The sequence below is a fragment of the Vibrio sp. 779(2023) genome, assembly GCF_033344285.1.
Taxonomy (GTDB): Bacteria; Pseudomonadota; Gammaproteobacteria; order Enterobacterales; family Vibrionaceae; genus Vibrio; species Vibrio alginolyticus.
Window position 1 is genome coordinate 65,650 of record NZ_JAWPOM010000009.1, and the last position, 15,398, is coordinate 81,047.

Here is a 15,398-nt window from a genome sequence, read left to right on the forward strand (position 1 = left end):
ATCCATAATAATTAGATGTTACATACCGTTGACCAGCTACCATCTGTACCCGGTTCAGCCGCTGTCCACCAGTTCGCTTGGTAAACCACACCGTTGTGGATGATCTTATCACCTTGGTTAGCGTGGCTTGGATTACCTGCCCAATCCGTTTGTGGCAGAGCTGGGTATGTCACTAAACCTGTCGTATCACACGTACCTGGTTCAGTGGTACCACCACCCGTGCCCGCATTGAGATCACCAATTGGTAGATCTGGCTGTTCAAACTTAAACGCAAACTCTTTACCACCAGAAATCACTGAGTAGTTAGCCGGACCAGAGATTGGTAGGTAGTAAACCATATCAAGCTCGTAAGTGCCGCCCGCCGGCAAGTCTTTCCATGCTGGTAGAGAGAACGACACACGGTGCATTACGCCATCTAAGCCACCAATGTTGTTTGCTCGAGTATGTCCAGAAGCAATCACTTTCAAACCACCACCTGATTGGTCTTTCGCGTTGTCCGGCGCAGATACTGGGATATCGAATTGGAATTCAGTACCGCCAGGGATCGCTTGACCAGTGTTATTTGTAAACGTGATTTTTGGGTTAATTGGGTAGTTTTGGTCGCCAACTTTGAAGCCGCCAACACTAACAGTAATGTCTACTGCTTCAGTTGGTGTTGGACCAGTCGCTACTTTGTTACCGTAAGGCGTCGCAGACTTAAACTTGTCGTAGATAGCTTTGGTCATAGTGTTACCCATGTGGTATTCACCATTACCCGCCGCACAAGCTTGTTCAGTTGCATCTACTTCCGTACGATTACCCTTTGCATCCAGTACGTAACAGTTGTAGTCACCGGCTAGTTCCCAGAACATGATACCGCCGATCTCTTTATCGATAACGTAATCGGCTTTCACCTCGATAGAAGCTTTATCTTCCGTAGATAGGAATACGCTCTTCTCCGCGTTCCACAACCAAGGTGCTACAGCAACGCTATCGTAATGACGAGTATAAGTACCAACAAACTTATCTGAAGGATCATTAACTGGGTCAAGACCGTAAGCAGCTGCGTAAGAGCCCCATATACCGTTTTCTAGGTTCTTAGCATGCCACATTGGGTTAGAACCAGCGCCCATTTCGTTTCCTTTAGGGTCGGTATCATGCCACATGTTGTCGATACCAATAGCGCCGTGACCACAGTTGTTCTTCTCACCTTCACCTGTGCCCGGTTGGCACTCTGCTTGGTTTGGTAGTGCTGCTCGGCCCCAAAGGCCATTTTCACCACCAGTAACACCTTGCCAACCACGGGTGTAGTAAGGAACACCAATGTTAATACGACCTGCTGGCATAGAACCACGGAAGTAATGGTAAGCCCAGTCTGTGTTCAAGTAACCGATACCACCGTATGCAGCAGTGCCGTATACGTTCCACTGCGCTAGCTCAGAGTCTTTACCTGTATCGAATAAAGCCGCGTTATGACCAACGTGATCATTCCAAGCCCCATGCAAGTCGTAAGACATGATGTTTACGTAGTCTAGGTACTTAGTTACATCGAAGGTTTCCATCCCACGTAGCAAGTAACCTGAAGATGGTGCTGCGATAGTCAGCATATAATGAATACCATCTTGCGCGGATGCCGCATCAAGTTTCTCACGCAATACTTTCATCAGCTCTTGGTAAGACGCCCATAAATACTGACGACGTGGTTCCATGAAGTCTTTGTCGTAAGGGTTACCAGCACCAGCCATTGACGTCGGGTATTCATAGTCGATATCCAGACCATCGAACTTGTACTGACGCATCATTTCAACGGCAGAAGTTGCGAACTTCTCAATACCAGCATGATTAATAGAACCGTCCGCATTCGTCGTCATGGTGTAGAAGCCACCATCAGCTACACGATCGCCGTTCGTATCGAAGTGACCGCCCGTTTCAGCCCAACCACCAATCGAGATTAGCGTTTTAACATCATGTTTTTGCTTGTAAGTTGCTAGTGCACCAAAATGACCTTTAAAACCAAGAGCAGGATCTACCTCAACGCCTGGCCAAGTTTTACCTGTAGCAGGGTTGTTAGGATCATTTACGTCGCCAACGTTTACTTTGCCGTCAGAACCAATGCTCACAAACGCGTAGTTAATGTGAGTAAGTTGTTCCCAAGGAATGTCTTTAACAAGGTAAGTCGATTGTGGGTCGTCACCTGATCGCCAACTGGTGAAGTAACCGATTACACGACGTGGGTGATCAGCCCCCATTTTCTCACGGCCTTCTTCGTCATAAATAGAACAGTAAGGAACATCTACACCCGTTGTTTGATAAAGACCATCAGGACGACAATTAGATGTCACTGCGCCGCCGTTTACTGTTAACGTCGCAATTGCAGAATCTGCTGTTGCTCCAGCATCATCGGTTGCTCTCGCATAAACACTTAATGAGCCAGCTTGTGAAGGGGTTACATCCAGCGTGTATGGCGCTGTTGTAGCAGTGCCAGCAAGCACACCTGCAACATAAAAATCAACTTTAGCAACGGTACCATCCGCATCCGTAGCATTTGCAGTCAGTGTTACGGAACCACCCAGGTCAATAGAGCTCGCAGAAAGCGCGACATCCACTGTCGGCGCTTCGTTACCAGGTTGCGCTGATGCCACAGTTAACGTCACAACACTTGCCGTACTAACGGCACCTGCATCGTCATAGGCCTTGGTAGAGAACTCGTGCTGTCCTTCAGTTGCTGTCCACGATGCAGCATACGGCGCAGACGTTGCCTGACCAACTAATACACCATCAACAAAGAACTCTACTTTGCTAACAGTCCCATCAGTATCTGCCGCATCTGCAGCTAGGTTAACAACATCACCCGCAGTCACAGAAGCCGACGCAGAAGGCGATGTCAGAGTAACCGTCGGGACTTCATTCTGAGGTGGATCAACCGGTCCAGTGCCATCACAAGCGCCAAGTGTTTCCCACTCGCCCCACTCACCAGATTGCGCTGGATTGTTGTTTTGCGTCCAGTAACGCGCTTTATAAGCATTACCTTCATGCTGAACTTGGTCGCCACCGTTATAAACTTTTGATGATTGCCAAGTTTCTAGAGGGGCACAGTCAACTGCTGCGTAGCTATTGAAGGCCATAAGACAAGAAGCGGTGAGTGTGCTTAGTGTGAACACGTTTTTCACTGCGTTGCCGTTTTTAAGGTGCATAATCGCTCTTCCTTAAGTTATTGTTAAAACAATACTAAATGCGCTAAACGAAGCGCATCTATACTTTTATTTCGACGTAAAATAACTTAAGTACAAGTTGATGATTTCACACTATCTATTTACGAGTTTTCCACACCGCCTCGCAACAATCCACTAAATGATTGCAACAACGTACCTATTATTTGGCACCAGTAACTAATTTTATAACTCAAATAAATATGTCACTCGCAAATTAATAAAAAAGGTAAAAAAAGTCGCCATTTTGAAATAAAGATCACTAAGCCTTTGTTGACCTTGGCGTTTCATTAAAATGCCGCTTGTACTCGCGACTAAACTGTGATGGGCTCGTGTAACCGACCATTCTCGCTGCATCATTAACACGTCTCCCCTCTAACTGGATCAATTCGCGCGCTTTGTTAAGTCGAACTTTCTTAATATATTGCAACGGAGATTCAAGCGTGACATTGCGAAATGCTTGATGGAAAGCAGACACACTCATGTTGGCTTCTTCAGCCAATGCTTGTACGTTCAACTGTTCATGATACGCTTGATGCACGCGATTTAGTGCTTTAGCGACCCTCGCGTAAGAACCTTCTTGATGTGCTAGGTCAAATAAAACATACCCCTCTTTGCTCACCAAAGTACGATACACAATTTCCTCAAGAAGCAGCTCGCCAAGCATGATGACATCAAGCTCGTTACACATTGCTTTCATTAACCGCTTGCACGCATCCAACATACCTTCATTCATACGTACCGACTTAAGGCCGCAACGGGTTGCATCCAGACACTTATTACTGAATTTCTCAGCCTCTAATTTTTTAACGAGTTTATGAAGAAGCGTTGGCGAAATATCTATCGAAATGCCAAGTAAAGGCTCATTGTTTGTCGCAAACGCTTCGCACTCTAATGGCATGGGAACCCCGACAACAAGGTAATCTTCGGGCCCATATTGCACTGGTGTATCACCAATATGAATGTTCTTATGCCCTTGACCCAATACGATGATGCCGGACTGATAGACAAACGGCTGGCGATGATTCCCTTTGCTACTACGATAAAACCATACGCCATCTATCGCTGTTTTCTTCATACCTTCTAGGTCATGCAGCCCCTGCTTTTCAACATATTGCTGCATGATATCTGCGAGAGTGTGCATTAGAGTGCTCCATCAATGACCAACGAGTTTGGTCTCTATTATCGTTTCGAGCACTATACTTCCTCTCGACTTTAACTTTCTAGCTCAAGAGCATTAATTTTGTAGAAATAGGCAAATTATTTGCAGAAATCGACCTGTTAACGATCGTTAATCAGGACTAATATGCATGTATTCAATCTCCTTCACAGGAAGCAAGAGGGCTAATAATGAACTTTTCTTATGTAAACCCAACCAAGATTTTCTTTGGTCAAAAACAAATCGCTGCAATCAAAGAAGCTATCCCATCCGACCAAAAAGTTTTAGTGGTATACGGTGGTGGCTCCATCAAAAAAAATGGCGTGTACGACCAAGTAGCAGAAGCTCTTGAGGCACATGAATGGCTAGAGTTTTCAGGTGTTGAACCAAACCCAACCAAAGAAACACTCGATAAAGCAGTCGCAATGGTAAAAGAGCATGGCGTTGACTTTATTTTAGCGGTAGGTGGTGGTTCAGTCATCGATGGCTCCAAATACGTAGCAGCGGCATCAAAGTATGATGGTGATGGTTGGGATATCATGATTGGTAAGCACCAAGTCACTGAAGCGACGCCTCTAGCTGCAATTTTGACATTGCCAGCAACAGGCTCAGAGTCAAACATGGGCGCAGTTATCACTAAAAAAGAAACTCAAGACAAACTTCCGTTCATGTCTCCAGCAGTGCAGCCAAAATTTGCCGTGTTAGACCCAGATGTAATGAAAACACTGCCAGAACGCCAGCTTATCAACGGCATTGTTGACGCATGGGTGCACGTATGTGAGCAATACTTGACGCTTCCTACCGGTGCAATGGTTCAAGATGGTTACGCAGAAACACTGCTGAAAACTTTAAAAACACTCGGAGAACAGTTTGCGGAACGAGACGACGATATGTGGCGCGCAAACTTAATGTGGTCTGCTAACCAAGCATTGAATGGGTTAATTGGTAGTGGCGTTCCACAAGACTGGGCAACACATATGATCGGCCATGAATTAACGGCTCTATGGGGCGTTGATCATGCGCGTTCTCTTGCAATTGTCCAACCGTCGTTACTTCGTAACCAAATGCAGTTTAAGCGCCCTAAGTTAGAACAAATGGGTCGCAACGTATTTGGTCTTGAAGCAGGTGAGGATTTAGCAGAGCGCACAATCGAATCTATCGAAGCGTTTTATCATCAACTTGATGTCGCAACTAAGCTCGAAAACTATGGTGAGAGCCGTGAACAAGCTATCGATGCCATCATTGATCAACTAAACAAACACGGCATGACTGTTTTAGGTGAAAACCAGGCGATCACACTTGAACGTAGCCGAGAAATCTTAGAGTTAGCTGTCTCATAACTGCAACAATTCTTCACTGCCCTTCCTAGGGTTTAACGGTATTGTGACTTAACAGTCACAATACCGTTTTTTTATGCTATTTTGTAAGCCACATCACGTTCAAAACGAGGAGGCTTCTAAAAACAACGATTCCCTCCAGACAAAAAATCGGCCGTGTTGGTTAGTAAAGAGACAACTGTCCAGCTTTACACAAATAAAAATAATTGAGATCAAAGAACGAGTTAACTCGTTAATTAAGTTTTGATTTGTTGTAGTGATGTACTACATAATTTTGTCTGTTCGAGAAAACACTTTATGTGGCTAGTTGTTGTCGTATTAGCATTCATACATATCATCAGTATCCGTAAAGGCTCTAAATGGCTCTTTTACGTTTCTAAACCATTACCAGTGCTCTGTATGCTTGGTATTTTAATTCAGTCCCCGGCTTACCCAATGCCATATGCGCATTGGATTTTGATTGGCTTATCGCTCTCGTTGCTTGGTGACGTGTTATTAATGCTCCCTAGAGACAAGTTCATTACAGGATTAGTGCTCTTTTGCTCTGCCCATCTCTCCTATAGTTATGGTTTTGCCATCATGTCAGCGTGGCATTTTACACCTTGGCTCCCAATTGCCTTGTTCGGACTCGGTATATGCGTCTACTGGTTGTTCCGACCGGATCTCGGTAAAGAGAAACGGCCAGTTGCCAGTTATATATTGGTACTGATGACTATGTGCTGGGCTTCGATCGAGTATTATTTGAGTGGGAAAACACAATCCTCCTCTTTTGCAGTGCTCGGAAGCTTTATCTTTATTATCTCTGGCATCGTATTGGCTTTCGAACGCTTTGGAGGACGGTCAATATTTTCACGACAAGTTGTCATGGTGACCTACTATTCTGCACAGACATTAATGGTTATGTCTGTTGTTGCGATTGTTGTTCGTTATCCGTATCTCGTTGAACTGAGTTAGTCATACTCTAGACTGCACCAACATTAAAGAAACATGGATGTATCTTGTAAGCGATCTGAATAGAGTCTTAAAATCATCGCCTAAACATTAGCTTATTCTTAATGAAATTACGCGCACAACTTGCTATTGTAAAAGGATATTTTTCCGTTATAGCGTGCCCCTTTGAAAGAGAATACTCCCGTCGTTGAGTTTAGCGACGTAAATAAGTGGTATGGCGATTACCACGCTCTAAAAGACATCAACTTCTCCGTGCATTCTGGCGAGATCGTCGTGGTGTGTGGCCCTTCAGGTTCCGGAAAATCAACGCTCATTCGTTGCATCAACCATCTTGAATCGATTCAAGATGGCCAGCTTCATGTGTTCGACCAGCCTTCTCACGCAAAATCTCTCAAGCCCGGTAAAATCGGCATGGTGTTCCAACACTTTCACCTTTTTCCTCACTTGACTGTACTGGAAAACCTCACCTTAGCGCCGATTCGCACACTCAAATTATCAAAACAAGAAGCGGAAAAACGCGCAAAACATTACCTAAAGCGAGTCAATATTGAAGAGCAAGCGAGTAAGTATCCTATCCAGCTTTCTGGCGGTCAGCAGCAACGCGTCGCGATTGCCCGCTCCTTGTGTATGGAACCGGATTTACTCCTGTTTGACGAGCCAACTTCAGCGCTTGATCCGGAAATGATCAACGAAGTGTTGGATGTCATGGTTGAGCTGGCTCAAAGCGGAATGACGATGATTTGCGTCACGCATGAAATGGGATTTGCCAAAAAAGTAGCGAACCGCGTGGTATTTATGGATGAAGGCCAAATCGTGGAAATGAACTCTCCAGTCGCCTTATTTGAGACACCACAGCATCCACGAACCCAAGCATTTTTGAACCAAATTTTAAGTTACTGATGATAATTCGCGTAATCAAACCTGTCCTTCAAGCTTTACTGCAAATGACGCTCCTCTTCATCGCGATTGTGTGGGTGTTGGACTCTGGTGCCGACGCTATGGGCTATCAATGGCAATGGGAGCGCGTACCTGATTACATCGCTTTTTATGAAGATGGCGAATGGTGGCCGGCAGAACTTATTGATGGGCTATTGGTAACGCTTAACATCTCGGCTATTAGTCTATTTTTTACCTTAGTATTAGGGTTGGTTACCGCGTTACTAAGGCTTAGCGATTCGAAAGTCGGCAATGTTATTGGTACCACTTATGTCGAAGTAATACGTAACACGCCGTTGTTGGTGCAAATCTATTTACTCTACTTCGTGTTTGGCCCGGTGATTGGTTTGGACCGATTCAGCACCGCCGTTTTGGCATTGTCCCTTTTCCAAGGTGCCTACACCGCGGAAATATTCCGTGCAGGTTTAAACAGTATTCCTAAAGGGCAATTCGAAGCAGCACAAACTCTCGGGCTATCACCGTTTTACACCTACAAAGACGTAATTTTTCCTCAGGTTTTACAGCGCACATTACCGCCATTAACCAATGAAGTGGTTTCTTTGATCAAAAACTCTTCCATTGTAAGCGTGATGGCGATTTTTGATCTAACAACACAGGCACGCAACATCGTCTCAGAGACGGCGATGCCGTTCGAAATTTGGTTTACCGTGGCAGCAATTTATCTTGCTCTCACTCTGTCACTTTCTGGCTTGTCTGCAAGGCTAGAACACAAACTCGGAGCCAGTTGGCGCAAATTATAAGGAGATAACATGAAGTTATTCAAAGCGACCATTACTGCATTATTAGGGCTAGCCATCGCTATGCCTACAATCGCGAAAGAAGATGTCGCCACACCCAATGTAGATCAAATCAAAGAACGAGGCACTTTGCGCGTTGGTATGTCAACATTTGTACCTTGGGCAATGCGTAACAAGCAAGGTGAGTTAATCGGTTTTGAAATCGATGTTGCCAAACGCTTAGCACAAGATTCAGGTTTGAAAGTGGAATTCGTACCGACTGCGTGGGATGGCATTATTCCCGCACTACTGGCGAAAAAGTTCGACGTGATCATCGGTGGCATGTCGGTTACGCCTGAGCGTTCCAAAAGCGTCTTGTTTACTGAGCCCTACTCGCACTCAGGCGTTCAAGTAGCAGCAAACAAAGAACTCGCCTCTGGTTTTAGCGAATTTTCGGATTTTGACTCACGACGCGTAAAAATTGCGGCTCGTCGCGGCGCATTCACCGTTCAAGTAGCCAGAGAAACCTTCCCGAAAGCGAAGATCCTGCAATTTGATGACGACGCGCAAGCGTTCCAAGAGGTGCTGAATGGTAACGCCCACGCGGTCATTGCTTCTAGCCCAAAACCAGAACATGAGACAGTGAAACACAGCGACAAACTATTCCTTCCATTCTCTGAGCGACTATCACAAGGTAACGAAGCCTTTGCAGTTCGCTTGGGGGAAGAAGATAAAAAGGCCTTTTTCAATAAATGGATTGAAGCAAGAACCCAAGATGGATGGTTAAAACAACGTTATGAATACTGGTTCTCGACATTAGATTGGCAAGATCAAGTCGCACAAGGCCAGTAATCTAAATGGCTCGTGGACGCCGCGAGCCTATACTCTCCAATCATCCATTTTACTTTTCCATAACTTATCGGAGTCAAATTTTTGGGCGAACACACTACCACTCGCACAGCACCCGCGAAATCCAGCACAGGCTACCTTTTACCGCAATTAAACACACTAGACTGGGTACTACTTGTTATGTCCGGTATCGGTGGTGTTTGGCTGTACCATCGGTCCGCTGTTGGTGTGCATTATTTGTGGCAGTGGAAAGAGGCGCTTGAATTACTTTTCACGCCTAGAGCAGATGGTGGTTTGCCCTACTTCTTCCAAGGTTTGATTTCGACGTTAAGGCTCAGTATTTGGGGCATCAGCTTCGCATTAGTGTTTGGCACTTTGTTAGGCTTAGCACGCTTCTCTCGTTCCGTTTGGTTGCGCACACCTGCCAATGCGTTTATCCAGTTAGTGAGAAACATCCCTCCGTTGGTGTTTGTTTTTATTTTCTACTTTTTCATTTCTAACCAATTGATCCCGTTACTCGGTTTGGAAGATCTTCTACGAAACTACAACGGCGAACCAAATGCGCTACAGCGCTTTCTGTTTGGGCCTTCGAACCTTTGGGAAAACCTTGCCTCTGGCGTGTTATGTGTCGGCTTACTCTCTTCTGCCTACATTGCAGAAGTTGTGCGCGGTGGTTTACAAAGTATCGACCAAGGTCAGTGGGAAGCGGCTGACTCATTGGGCTTGTCTCGATGGGTGAAATACCGATTTGTTATCGCGCCACAGGTGCTTAAATCAATAACACCTGCACTTGCCGGTCAAACCATCGCTTTGGTGAAAGACACCTCTATTGTTTCACTGATTTCGATACAAGAAATGACATTTGTTGGGACAGAGATGGCAAATTCATCAGGGTATATATTTGAAATTTGGCTGATTGTCGGCCTTGCTTACTTCTTAATCTGTTTTGGTCTGTCACTTATTTTTCGCCATATTGAAGCAAAATCGGAAGCCATTTCAAATTAACTCAACCGCATATGTAATTAGGCACTTTTGATTCTTCAAATCAGAATTGCACCCTGTTACATTGGCAAGATGCTAAATTTTCGGCGTTTTTCATGGAGTTAAAGAATCAATCCGACTACGAGCGATACATAAAACAAGATAATCTTGGTGAATATTACGTAGTTCTCAATCAATTCACTTTTCACAGTGTTTATCAGCCAATTTTTGATAGACGCCAACGTATTATTGGTATGGAAGCCTTACTGCGTATTCGTGGCATTGATGGTTCCCTAATTCGTCCTGATGTATTTCTGGCCAATAGTGGTCTTGATCCCTACTTTCGCTTATGTGTAGAGTTTTTATCTAGAGCAATGCACATTCGAAATTTTGCACGCTATTTCGCAGGGACGCCGATCAAACTGTTTCTTAACGTCATGCCTCAAACGCTACTCACACTAACCAAAGACATGGGCTTTAAAGATAACGGCCTGCTTTACAAACGCCTTTCCGAACTTGGTATGAGCCCATCAGACGTAGTTTTTGAAGTAGTCGAAGAGTCATGCGGAGATACGGATTTATTAATCAAAGCCGTACAGTTAATGAAAGCGAATGGTTTTATCTTTGCTATCGATGATTTTGGCGCCCAACATTCTGATATCGCACGTGTTCAGCAGCTCTGCCCTGACATCATCAAAATCGATCGTTCCTATTTGCTAGACTACTGCGCCGGAGAAACCTTTTCCATACATAGCGCCGTTGATCTAGCGGATCATATGGGAGCAAAAGTCATTATAGAAGGGGTTGAAGAAGACGTGCAACTACAAGCTATGTATCAACTTAATTTGGATTATTACCAAGGCTTTTACTTAGGAAAGCCTTGTGCCATTCATCACTGGACAGATAGCCTAAACATCGAGACGACAGTGCATTAACACTACCCACTTACAGCACAGTGAAACCAAAAAAGCGCCGATATAATATGCTCGGCGCTTTTTAGTTTTACTCAGATGTCACTTATTTAGTTAAGCGTTCATTTCCCTAGAAAAAATCAATAGAATTACGTCCGCTCTTCGGATCACGAGTGGCTTGCGGTTTGTCTTCTTTTTTGCCTTTCTTAGCAGACTGAGACAACGCTTCTTTCTGCGCTTTACGCTCTTTATGTGCCGCTTTACGGCCTGTTGATTTAGGCCCAGAGGCTTTGGGTGACTTACTTTGACGAGACTTATCTTTACGAGAAGACTGTGCTTCTTTTTTCGCTTTCTTTTCTGCTTTTTGCTCTGCCGTTTCAGGTTCGGTTACTGGCGCATCGCAAACCACAACATAATATTCCTGGTTAAACTCGAAAAAGTCACCATCATACATCTTGCGGCGCTTACGTGTTTCTAGTTCACCATTCACCGCGACATAGCCTTCCTCGATGATATGTTTTGCTTCGCCGCCACCGCTGACCAAGTTTGCGATTTTAAAAAGCTTGTATAGTTCGATTGGATGCGCATCAACATCGATGCCAATCGCTTCGATCTCAATCTCTTCGCCTTCTAAATACTCTTCGTGGTCGTAATCTTGGGTCATGTTACTTACTCTTACTATTTGATGCCCTGAATTTTAAACGCAATGCTTAAAAATAGAAACCTCTGCCGATGTTCAATCACCGATTCGCCTTGGCATTTGAGCACCTCTTAACCCATTTAACTTGTCGCTCGTTAGCTTGTATACCGATGCGTAGCTCAAACGAAGCTGCAATTACGCAACCTGAAGGTATATACTCTCTAAGTTATTGTTGAAAAGAGTGAATACTTTGTCTCAACCAAGTAGAATTACCTTTGTCACTGCGAACTTGTTTAATTTTGTCGCACCGCCTAACGCCTACTATGATTTCGAGAACATATACTCGTTAGAGCAATGGCGAGACAAACTTTCGTGGACGCAACGTCAAGTTGAAAAACTGGAAGGCGACGTGATTGGCTTACAAGAAGTGTTCAGTATCGAGAAGACCCAGGCATTCTTTTCAACCATCGGCTACCCCTACTTTGCGACCGTTGACACCCCACATGTTGAGGATGAGTACATTTACTCAAGCCCTGTTGTGGCAATCGCCTCTCGGTTTCCAATAGAAAAAGTACAAGCGGTAGAGTTTGACTTAGCAACGCTTGAGCCTTTTGGAGTAAGTGTTGCTCCAGAGTTCAGTCGCAAACCTATCTATGCCCAAGTAATACATCCTGTACTTGGTCATATCGCCGTTTACGTAACGCACCTGAAATCTCAACGCCCGGCCGACTCAGAACAACCAGAAACGTCTAGCACGATTATTGGGCGCTGGTTATCCACCCAGCAAAGAGGCTGGGAAGCAGCGATGTTAAGAGACGCGATGCAAAAGAGGTATCGAAAAAAACCAATGCCGACAGTGTTAATGGGCGATATGAATCAACCTATCACTCCTATCAGCGTTAACAGCGCATTGGTATCCAATACTGGTGACAGCGTCACTGAATTACAACTCAAAGATGGTTGGTTATTGCAAAGTGACGCTCAGAAGGATGAACGCCCCGCCACGCATTATCATTTTTCCACTGGGAACGTACTCGACTATATCTTGCTCTCACAAGAGTTTGACACCTTATCAGATATATCGGTTGCCGAGGTTGTTGACTATCAGGTGTCTAACCAACATCTGATCAACCCGATTTATGACAGAGATAAAAACGCCAGCGACCACGCATTTGTGGCGCTGACGGCTGAAGTAAAGCTTTGAGCAACCTATTTAGTTACTTAGTGACGTTTCACAATTTTACGCGGGATAAGTTCTACGCCAGGCTTGTAACGCTTGGCGGAAGCGTTGAGTGCTAACTCCATTGCGCTGTCCGCGATCAACTCAAACTGTTGAGGCAAAGAGTTGATTTTCACAGGCAAGAAGTCCAGCAGTCGATTATCACCAAATGTCGCTAAACGCACCTTTCCCATCAGTTCTGGTTTTTCTAGCATTACATCCAACACACCTTCTAACAGTGTGTATGACGTTGTAACAATGGCATCCGGCAATGCGTTCTCTATTAACCATCTCTCTAAGACTTTCTTGCCTTCTTCCCGGGAGAAGTGTTGTCCATAACCCACTGTTGCCGTTTTGCCACCTTGTTGAGAAGCAGATAGAAAACCGAGCTCACGCTCTTTTGAGACTTGAAGATCTTGCAATGCACCGATTAAGCCAATGGACTTAATATCCTCTGACAGTACTGACTGAGTGAGTTCAAGTGCGGCATCAAAATCTTCGCTGATGACACAACAAAAGTGCTCATCATCCATTGGACGGTCTAGCGCGATAACTGGCGTACCAGAATTTTGCAACTTAAGGTAATACTCGTTTGCAGTGGGCATACCACTTGCCACAAACAACGCATCAATGCGACGACTGACTAATGCTTCCGCCACCTTTTGCTCTGTATCAGGATCATCATCAGAGCAGCCAATCAAAATTTGGTACCCCGCTTTCCGAGAGTTCTGCTCTATCAGCTTTGCAAGACGCGCATAACTGGTGTTCTCTAAGTCTGGGATGATAAGCCCAAATGAGCGTGAATTACCTGCCCGCAAGGAAGACGCCGCATGATCTGGCTTATAATTGTACTCATCTACAACGGCCATCACCTTTTTCTGAGTCTTCTCGCTGATGCGGTATTTCTGCGCTTTTCCGTTAATCACATAGCTTGCAGTTGTCTTAGAAACACCCGCTAATTTGGCTATTTCATCCAGTGTCATATTCTAAACCTTATTCTGTGCGCGCGATCATATTAATACATCAACGATCTTTCGATAAGTTGAATTATAAGCTGAACCGATTCAGTATAAAAGCTGAAAGGATTCAGCAAAACTTAAAAATTGACGTAAATCACCCGAACACGCAACAAACCAATTTGTGAGCTAGGCTATAGGACAGCGGCAAAGGCTCGTTTGTTAACGTCAGTTTTTAAAACAGTTTTTCTGAGTCTTTTAAAAAATTTACCAACAAGCTGAATCGATTTAGCTTGAAAGATAAAAGGTTTGAGGAGTGATAAGCGCTCAGAAGAAGCGGCGTTCAACTTCTCACACAGAATACATTTTTAAATTGATACCTTAAGGCTGGAGAAGCACCATGCTTAAGCTAAATAAGAACGACATTACCCTCTCGCAATCAGCGACAGATAAGTTTGAAGCAATAAAGAGTATTGCTCATAGCCTGACTGATAAAGGCCTAGTTGAACGCGGTTACGTTGAAGGCATGCTAAACCGTGAAAACCAAAACTCTACGTTTTTGGGGAACGGTATCGCCATACCGCACGGTACAACCGACACTCGTACAATGGTGAAAACAACGGGTGTTGCTGTGCATCACTTCCCACAAGGTGTCGACTGGGGTGATGGCAATACTGTGTTCGTCGCTATCGGTATCGCAGCTAAATCTGATGAGCACCTTGGTATTCTTAAACAGCTCACCAAAGTGCTAGGCGCAGATGGCGTAGAAGAGCGTCTGCGTAATGCAAAAAACGAAGACGAGATCATCGCCCTACTGCACGGTGATGTTCAGCTTGAAGCAGACTTTGACGCTTCTTTAATTCAACTGATGTTCCCTGCGAGTGACATGCTACAGATTAGTGCTGTTGCAGGTGGTCTGTTGAAAAATACGGGATGTGCTGATAACGAATTCGTTGCCGATCTCGTTACCAAACAACCAACTCACTTAGGTAATGGCCTGTGGTTAATTGGCAGTGACAAACATGTCACTCGCACAGGTGTGTCATTTGTCTCGACGGCAAACGACTGCGAATATGAAGGTCAAAAAGTGCGTGCACTTTTCGCGTTCGCAGCATGTAACAATGCTCACCAACCTATCCTAAAAACGCTTTCTAATATTGTGTTTAACAATGAACACGGCAAGCTTTTAGATGCATCAGTAGAACAGATTCTTGCTTTGTTCAAAGGTGAAGAAGTCACAGCCGCATCTTCAGAAGAAGGCAATACCGCTGTATTTAAAATCAAAAACTCTCACGGCCTACATGCTCGTCCGGGGGCAATGTTAGTCGCAGAAGCGAAAAAGTTTGAATCCACTATACGTGTTGCCAACCTAGACGGAGATGGAAAAGCAGTAAACGCGAAGAGCCTAATGAAAGTTATCGCGCTGGGCGTTAAGCACGGTCACCAACTTCAATTTACAGCAGAAGGCCCTGATGCGCCGCAAGCCTTGGAGTCTATCGGAAATGCAATCGCTTCTGGCCTTGGTGAAGGTTAA

The 15,398-nt window shown here is 44.8% G+C and carries 13 protein-coding genes; 9 read left to right on the forward strand and 4 right to left on the reverse strand.

The genetic code is table 11. The features are described from left to right. Window positions 1–11 precede the first annotated feature (11 nt). Together R8O70_RS13155 and R8O70_RS13160 are read right to left on the reverse strand one after the other, a co-directional pair. The gene (locus R8O70_RS13155; RefSeq protein ID WP_318184201.1) at window positions 12–3,173 is read right to left on the reverse strand and encodes a chitinase C-terminal domain-containing protein; all 3,162 of its coding nucleotides are present in this window, start codon (window positions 3,171–3,173) and stop codon (window positions 12–14) included. A 277-nt stretch (window positions 3,174–3,450) separates the two neighbouring features. Further along, the gene (locus tag R8O70_RS13160; protein ID WP_005386077.1) at window positions 3,451–4,332 is read right to left on the reverse strand and encodes an AraC family transcriptional regulator; all 882 of its coding nucleotides are present in this window, start codon (window positions 4,330–4,332) and stop codon (window positions 3,451–3,453) included. Between the two features lie 206 nt (window positions 4,333–4,538). Here R8O70_RS13160 and R8O70_RS13165 point away from each other — a divergent pair, with 206 nt between their 5' ends. From R8O70_RS13165 to R8O70_RS13195, 7 genes are all read left to right on the forward strand, one after another. Beyond that, entirely contained in the window at window positions 4,539–5,687 is a 1,149-nt protein-coding gene (locus tag R8O70_RS13165) for an iron-containing alcohol dehydrogenase (protein ID WP_047103556.1), read from the forward strand. A 294-nt stretch (window positions 5,688–5,981) separates the two neighbouring features. Beyond that, the gene (locus R8O70_RS13170; protein WP_005376394.1) at window positions 5,982–6,638 is read left to right on the forward strand and encodes a lysoplasmalogenase; all 657 of its coding nucleotides are present in this window, start codon (window positions 5,982–5,984) and stop codon (window positions 6,636–6,638) included. A 162-nt stretch (window positions 6,639–6,800) separates the two neighbouring features. Further along, window positions 6,801–7,535, forward strand: a complete 735-nt coding sequence (locus tag R8O70_RS13175; RefSeq protein ID WP_053349123.1) for an amino acid ABC transporter ATP-binding protein — start codon at window positions 6,801–6,803, stop codon at window positions 7,533–7,535. Then, complete coding sequence (locus tag R8O70_RS13180) at window positions 7,535–8,332, forward strand: amino acid ABC transporter permease (protein WP_213888947.1); 798 nt, start codon at window positions 7,535–7,537, stop codon at window positions 8,330–8,332. The genes R8O70_RS13175 and R8O70_RS13180 overlap by 1 nt, the downstream gene beginning before the upstream one ends. A 9-nt stretch (window positions 8,333–8,341) precedes the next feature. Then, window positions 8,342–9,160, forward strand: coding sequence for a transporter substrate-binding domain-containing protein (locus R8O70_RS13185; RefSeq protein ID WP_086047417.1), 819 nt, complete (start codon window positions 8,342–8,344; stop codon window positions 9,158–9,160). A gap of 81 nt (window positions 9,161–9,241) precedes the next feature. Then, a complete protein-coding gene (locus R8O70_RS13190; protein ID WP_318184202.1) occupies window positions 9,242–10,162 on the forward strand; it encodes an amino acid ABC transporter permease in 921 nt (306 codons plus the stop codon). A gap of 92 nt (window positions 10,163–10,254) precedes the next feature. Beyond that, window positions 10,255–11,073 carry an EAL domain-containing protein gene (locus tag R8O70_RS13195; protein WP_053349127.1) on the forward strand — a complete coding sequence of 273 codons (819 nt, stop codon included), beginning with the start codon at window positions 10,255–10,257 and terminating at the stop codon, window positions 11,071–11,073. A gap of 106 nt (window positions 11,074–11,179) precedes the next feature. Here R8O70_RS13195 and R8O70_RS13200 read toward each other — a convergent pair whose 3' ends face one another. Continuing rightward, on the reverse strand, window positions 11,180–11,713 hold the full coding sequence (locus tag R8O70_RS13200; protein ID WP_005376400.1) for an RNA-binding S4 domain-containing protein: 534 nt from the start codon (window positions 11,711–11,713) through the stop codon (window positions 11,180–11,182). Window positions 11,714–11,939: 226 nt separating this feature from the next. On the opposite strand from R8O70_RS13200, the gene R8O70_RS13205 reads away from it, so the two are divergent. Continuing rightward, window positions 11,940–12,893 (forward strand): endonuclease/exonuclease/phosphatase family protein, encoded by a 954-nt coding sequence (locus R8O70_RS13205; RefSeq protein WP_017634189.1) that lies wholly within the window; start codon window positions 11,940–11,942, stop codon window positions 12,891–12,893. Between the two features lie 17 nt (window positions 12,894–12,910). On the opposite strand, the gene cra is transcribed toward R8O70_RS13205, so the two are convergent. After that, window positions 12,911–13,891 carry a catabolite repressor/activator gene (gene cra, locus R8O70_RS13210; protein ID WP_005376402.1) on the reverse strand — a complete coding sequence of 327 codons (981 nt, stop codon included), beginning with the start codon at window positions 13,889–13,891 and terminating at the stop codon, window positions 12,911–12,913. Window positions 13,892–14,264: 373 nt separating this feature from the next. Here cra and fruB point away from each other — a divergent pair, with 373 nt between their 5' ends. Further along, window positions 14,265–15,398: a fused PTS fructose transporter subunit IIA/HPr protein gene (fruB, locus tag R8O70_RS13215; RefSeq protein ID WP_318184203.1), complete on the forward strand. Its 1,134-nt coding sequence runs from the start codon at window positions 14,265–14,267 to the stop codon at window positions 15,396–15,398.

Excerpts from the sequence above, each read along its gene's own strand:
- R8O70_RS13160 (WP_005386077.1), bottom strand. The coding sequence starts at position 4,332 with ATGCACACTCTCGCAGATATCATGCAGCAATATGTTGAAAAGCAGGGG.
- R8O70_RS13200 (WP_005376400.1), bottom strand. The coding sequence starts at position 11,713 with ATGACCCAAGATTACGACCACGAAGAGTATTTAGAAGGCGAAGAGATT.
- R8O70_RS13195 (WP_053349127.1), top strand. The coding sequence starts at position 10,255 with ATGGAGTTAAAGAATCAATCCGACTACGAGCGATACATAAAACAAGAT.
- R8O70_RS13165 (WP_047103556.1), top strand. The coding sequence starts at position 4,539 with ATGAACTTTTCTTATGTAAACCCAACCAAGATTTTCTTTGGTCAAAAA.
- fruB (WP_318184203.1), top strand. The coding sequence starts at position 14,265 with ATGCTTAAGCTAAATAAGAACGACATTACCCTCTCGCAATCAGCGACA.
- R8O70_RS13170 (WP_005376394.1), top strand. The coding sequence starts at position 5,982 with ATGTGGCTAGTTGTTGTCGTATTAGCATTCATACATATCATCAGTATC.
- cra (WP_005376402.1), bottom strand. The coding sequence starts at position 13,891 with ATGACACTGGATGAAATAGCCAAATTAGCGGGTGTTTCTAAGACAACT.
- R8O70_RS13185 (WP_086047417.1), top strand. The coding sequence starts at position 8,342 with ATGAAGTTATTCAAAGCGACCATTACTGCATTATTAGGGCTAGCCATC.
- R8O70_RS13180 (WP_213888947.1), top strand. The coding sequence starts at position 7,535 with ATGATAATTCGCGTAATCAAACCTGTCCTTCAAGCTTTACTGCAAATG.
- R8O70_RS13155 (WP_318184201.1), bottom strand. The coding sequence starts at position 3,173 with ATGCACCTTAAAAACGGCAACGCAGTGAAAAACGTGTTCACACTAAGC.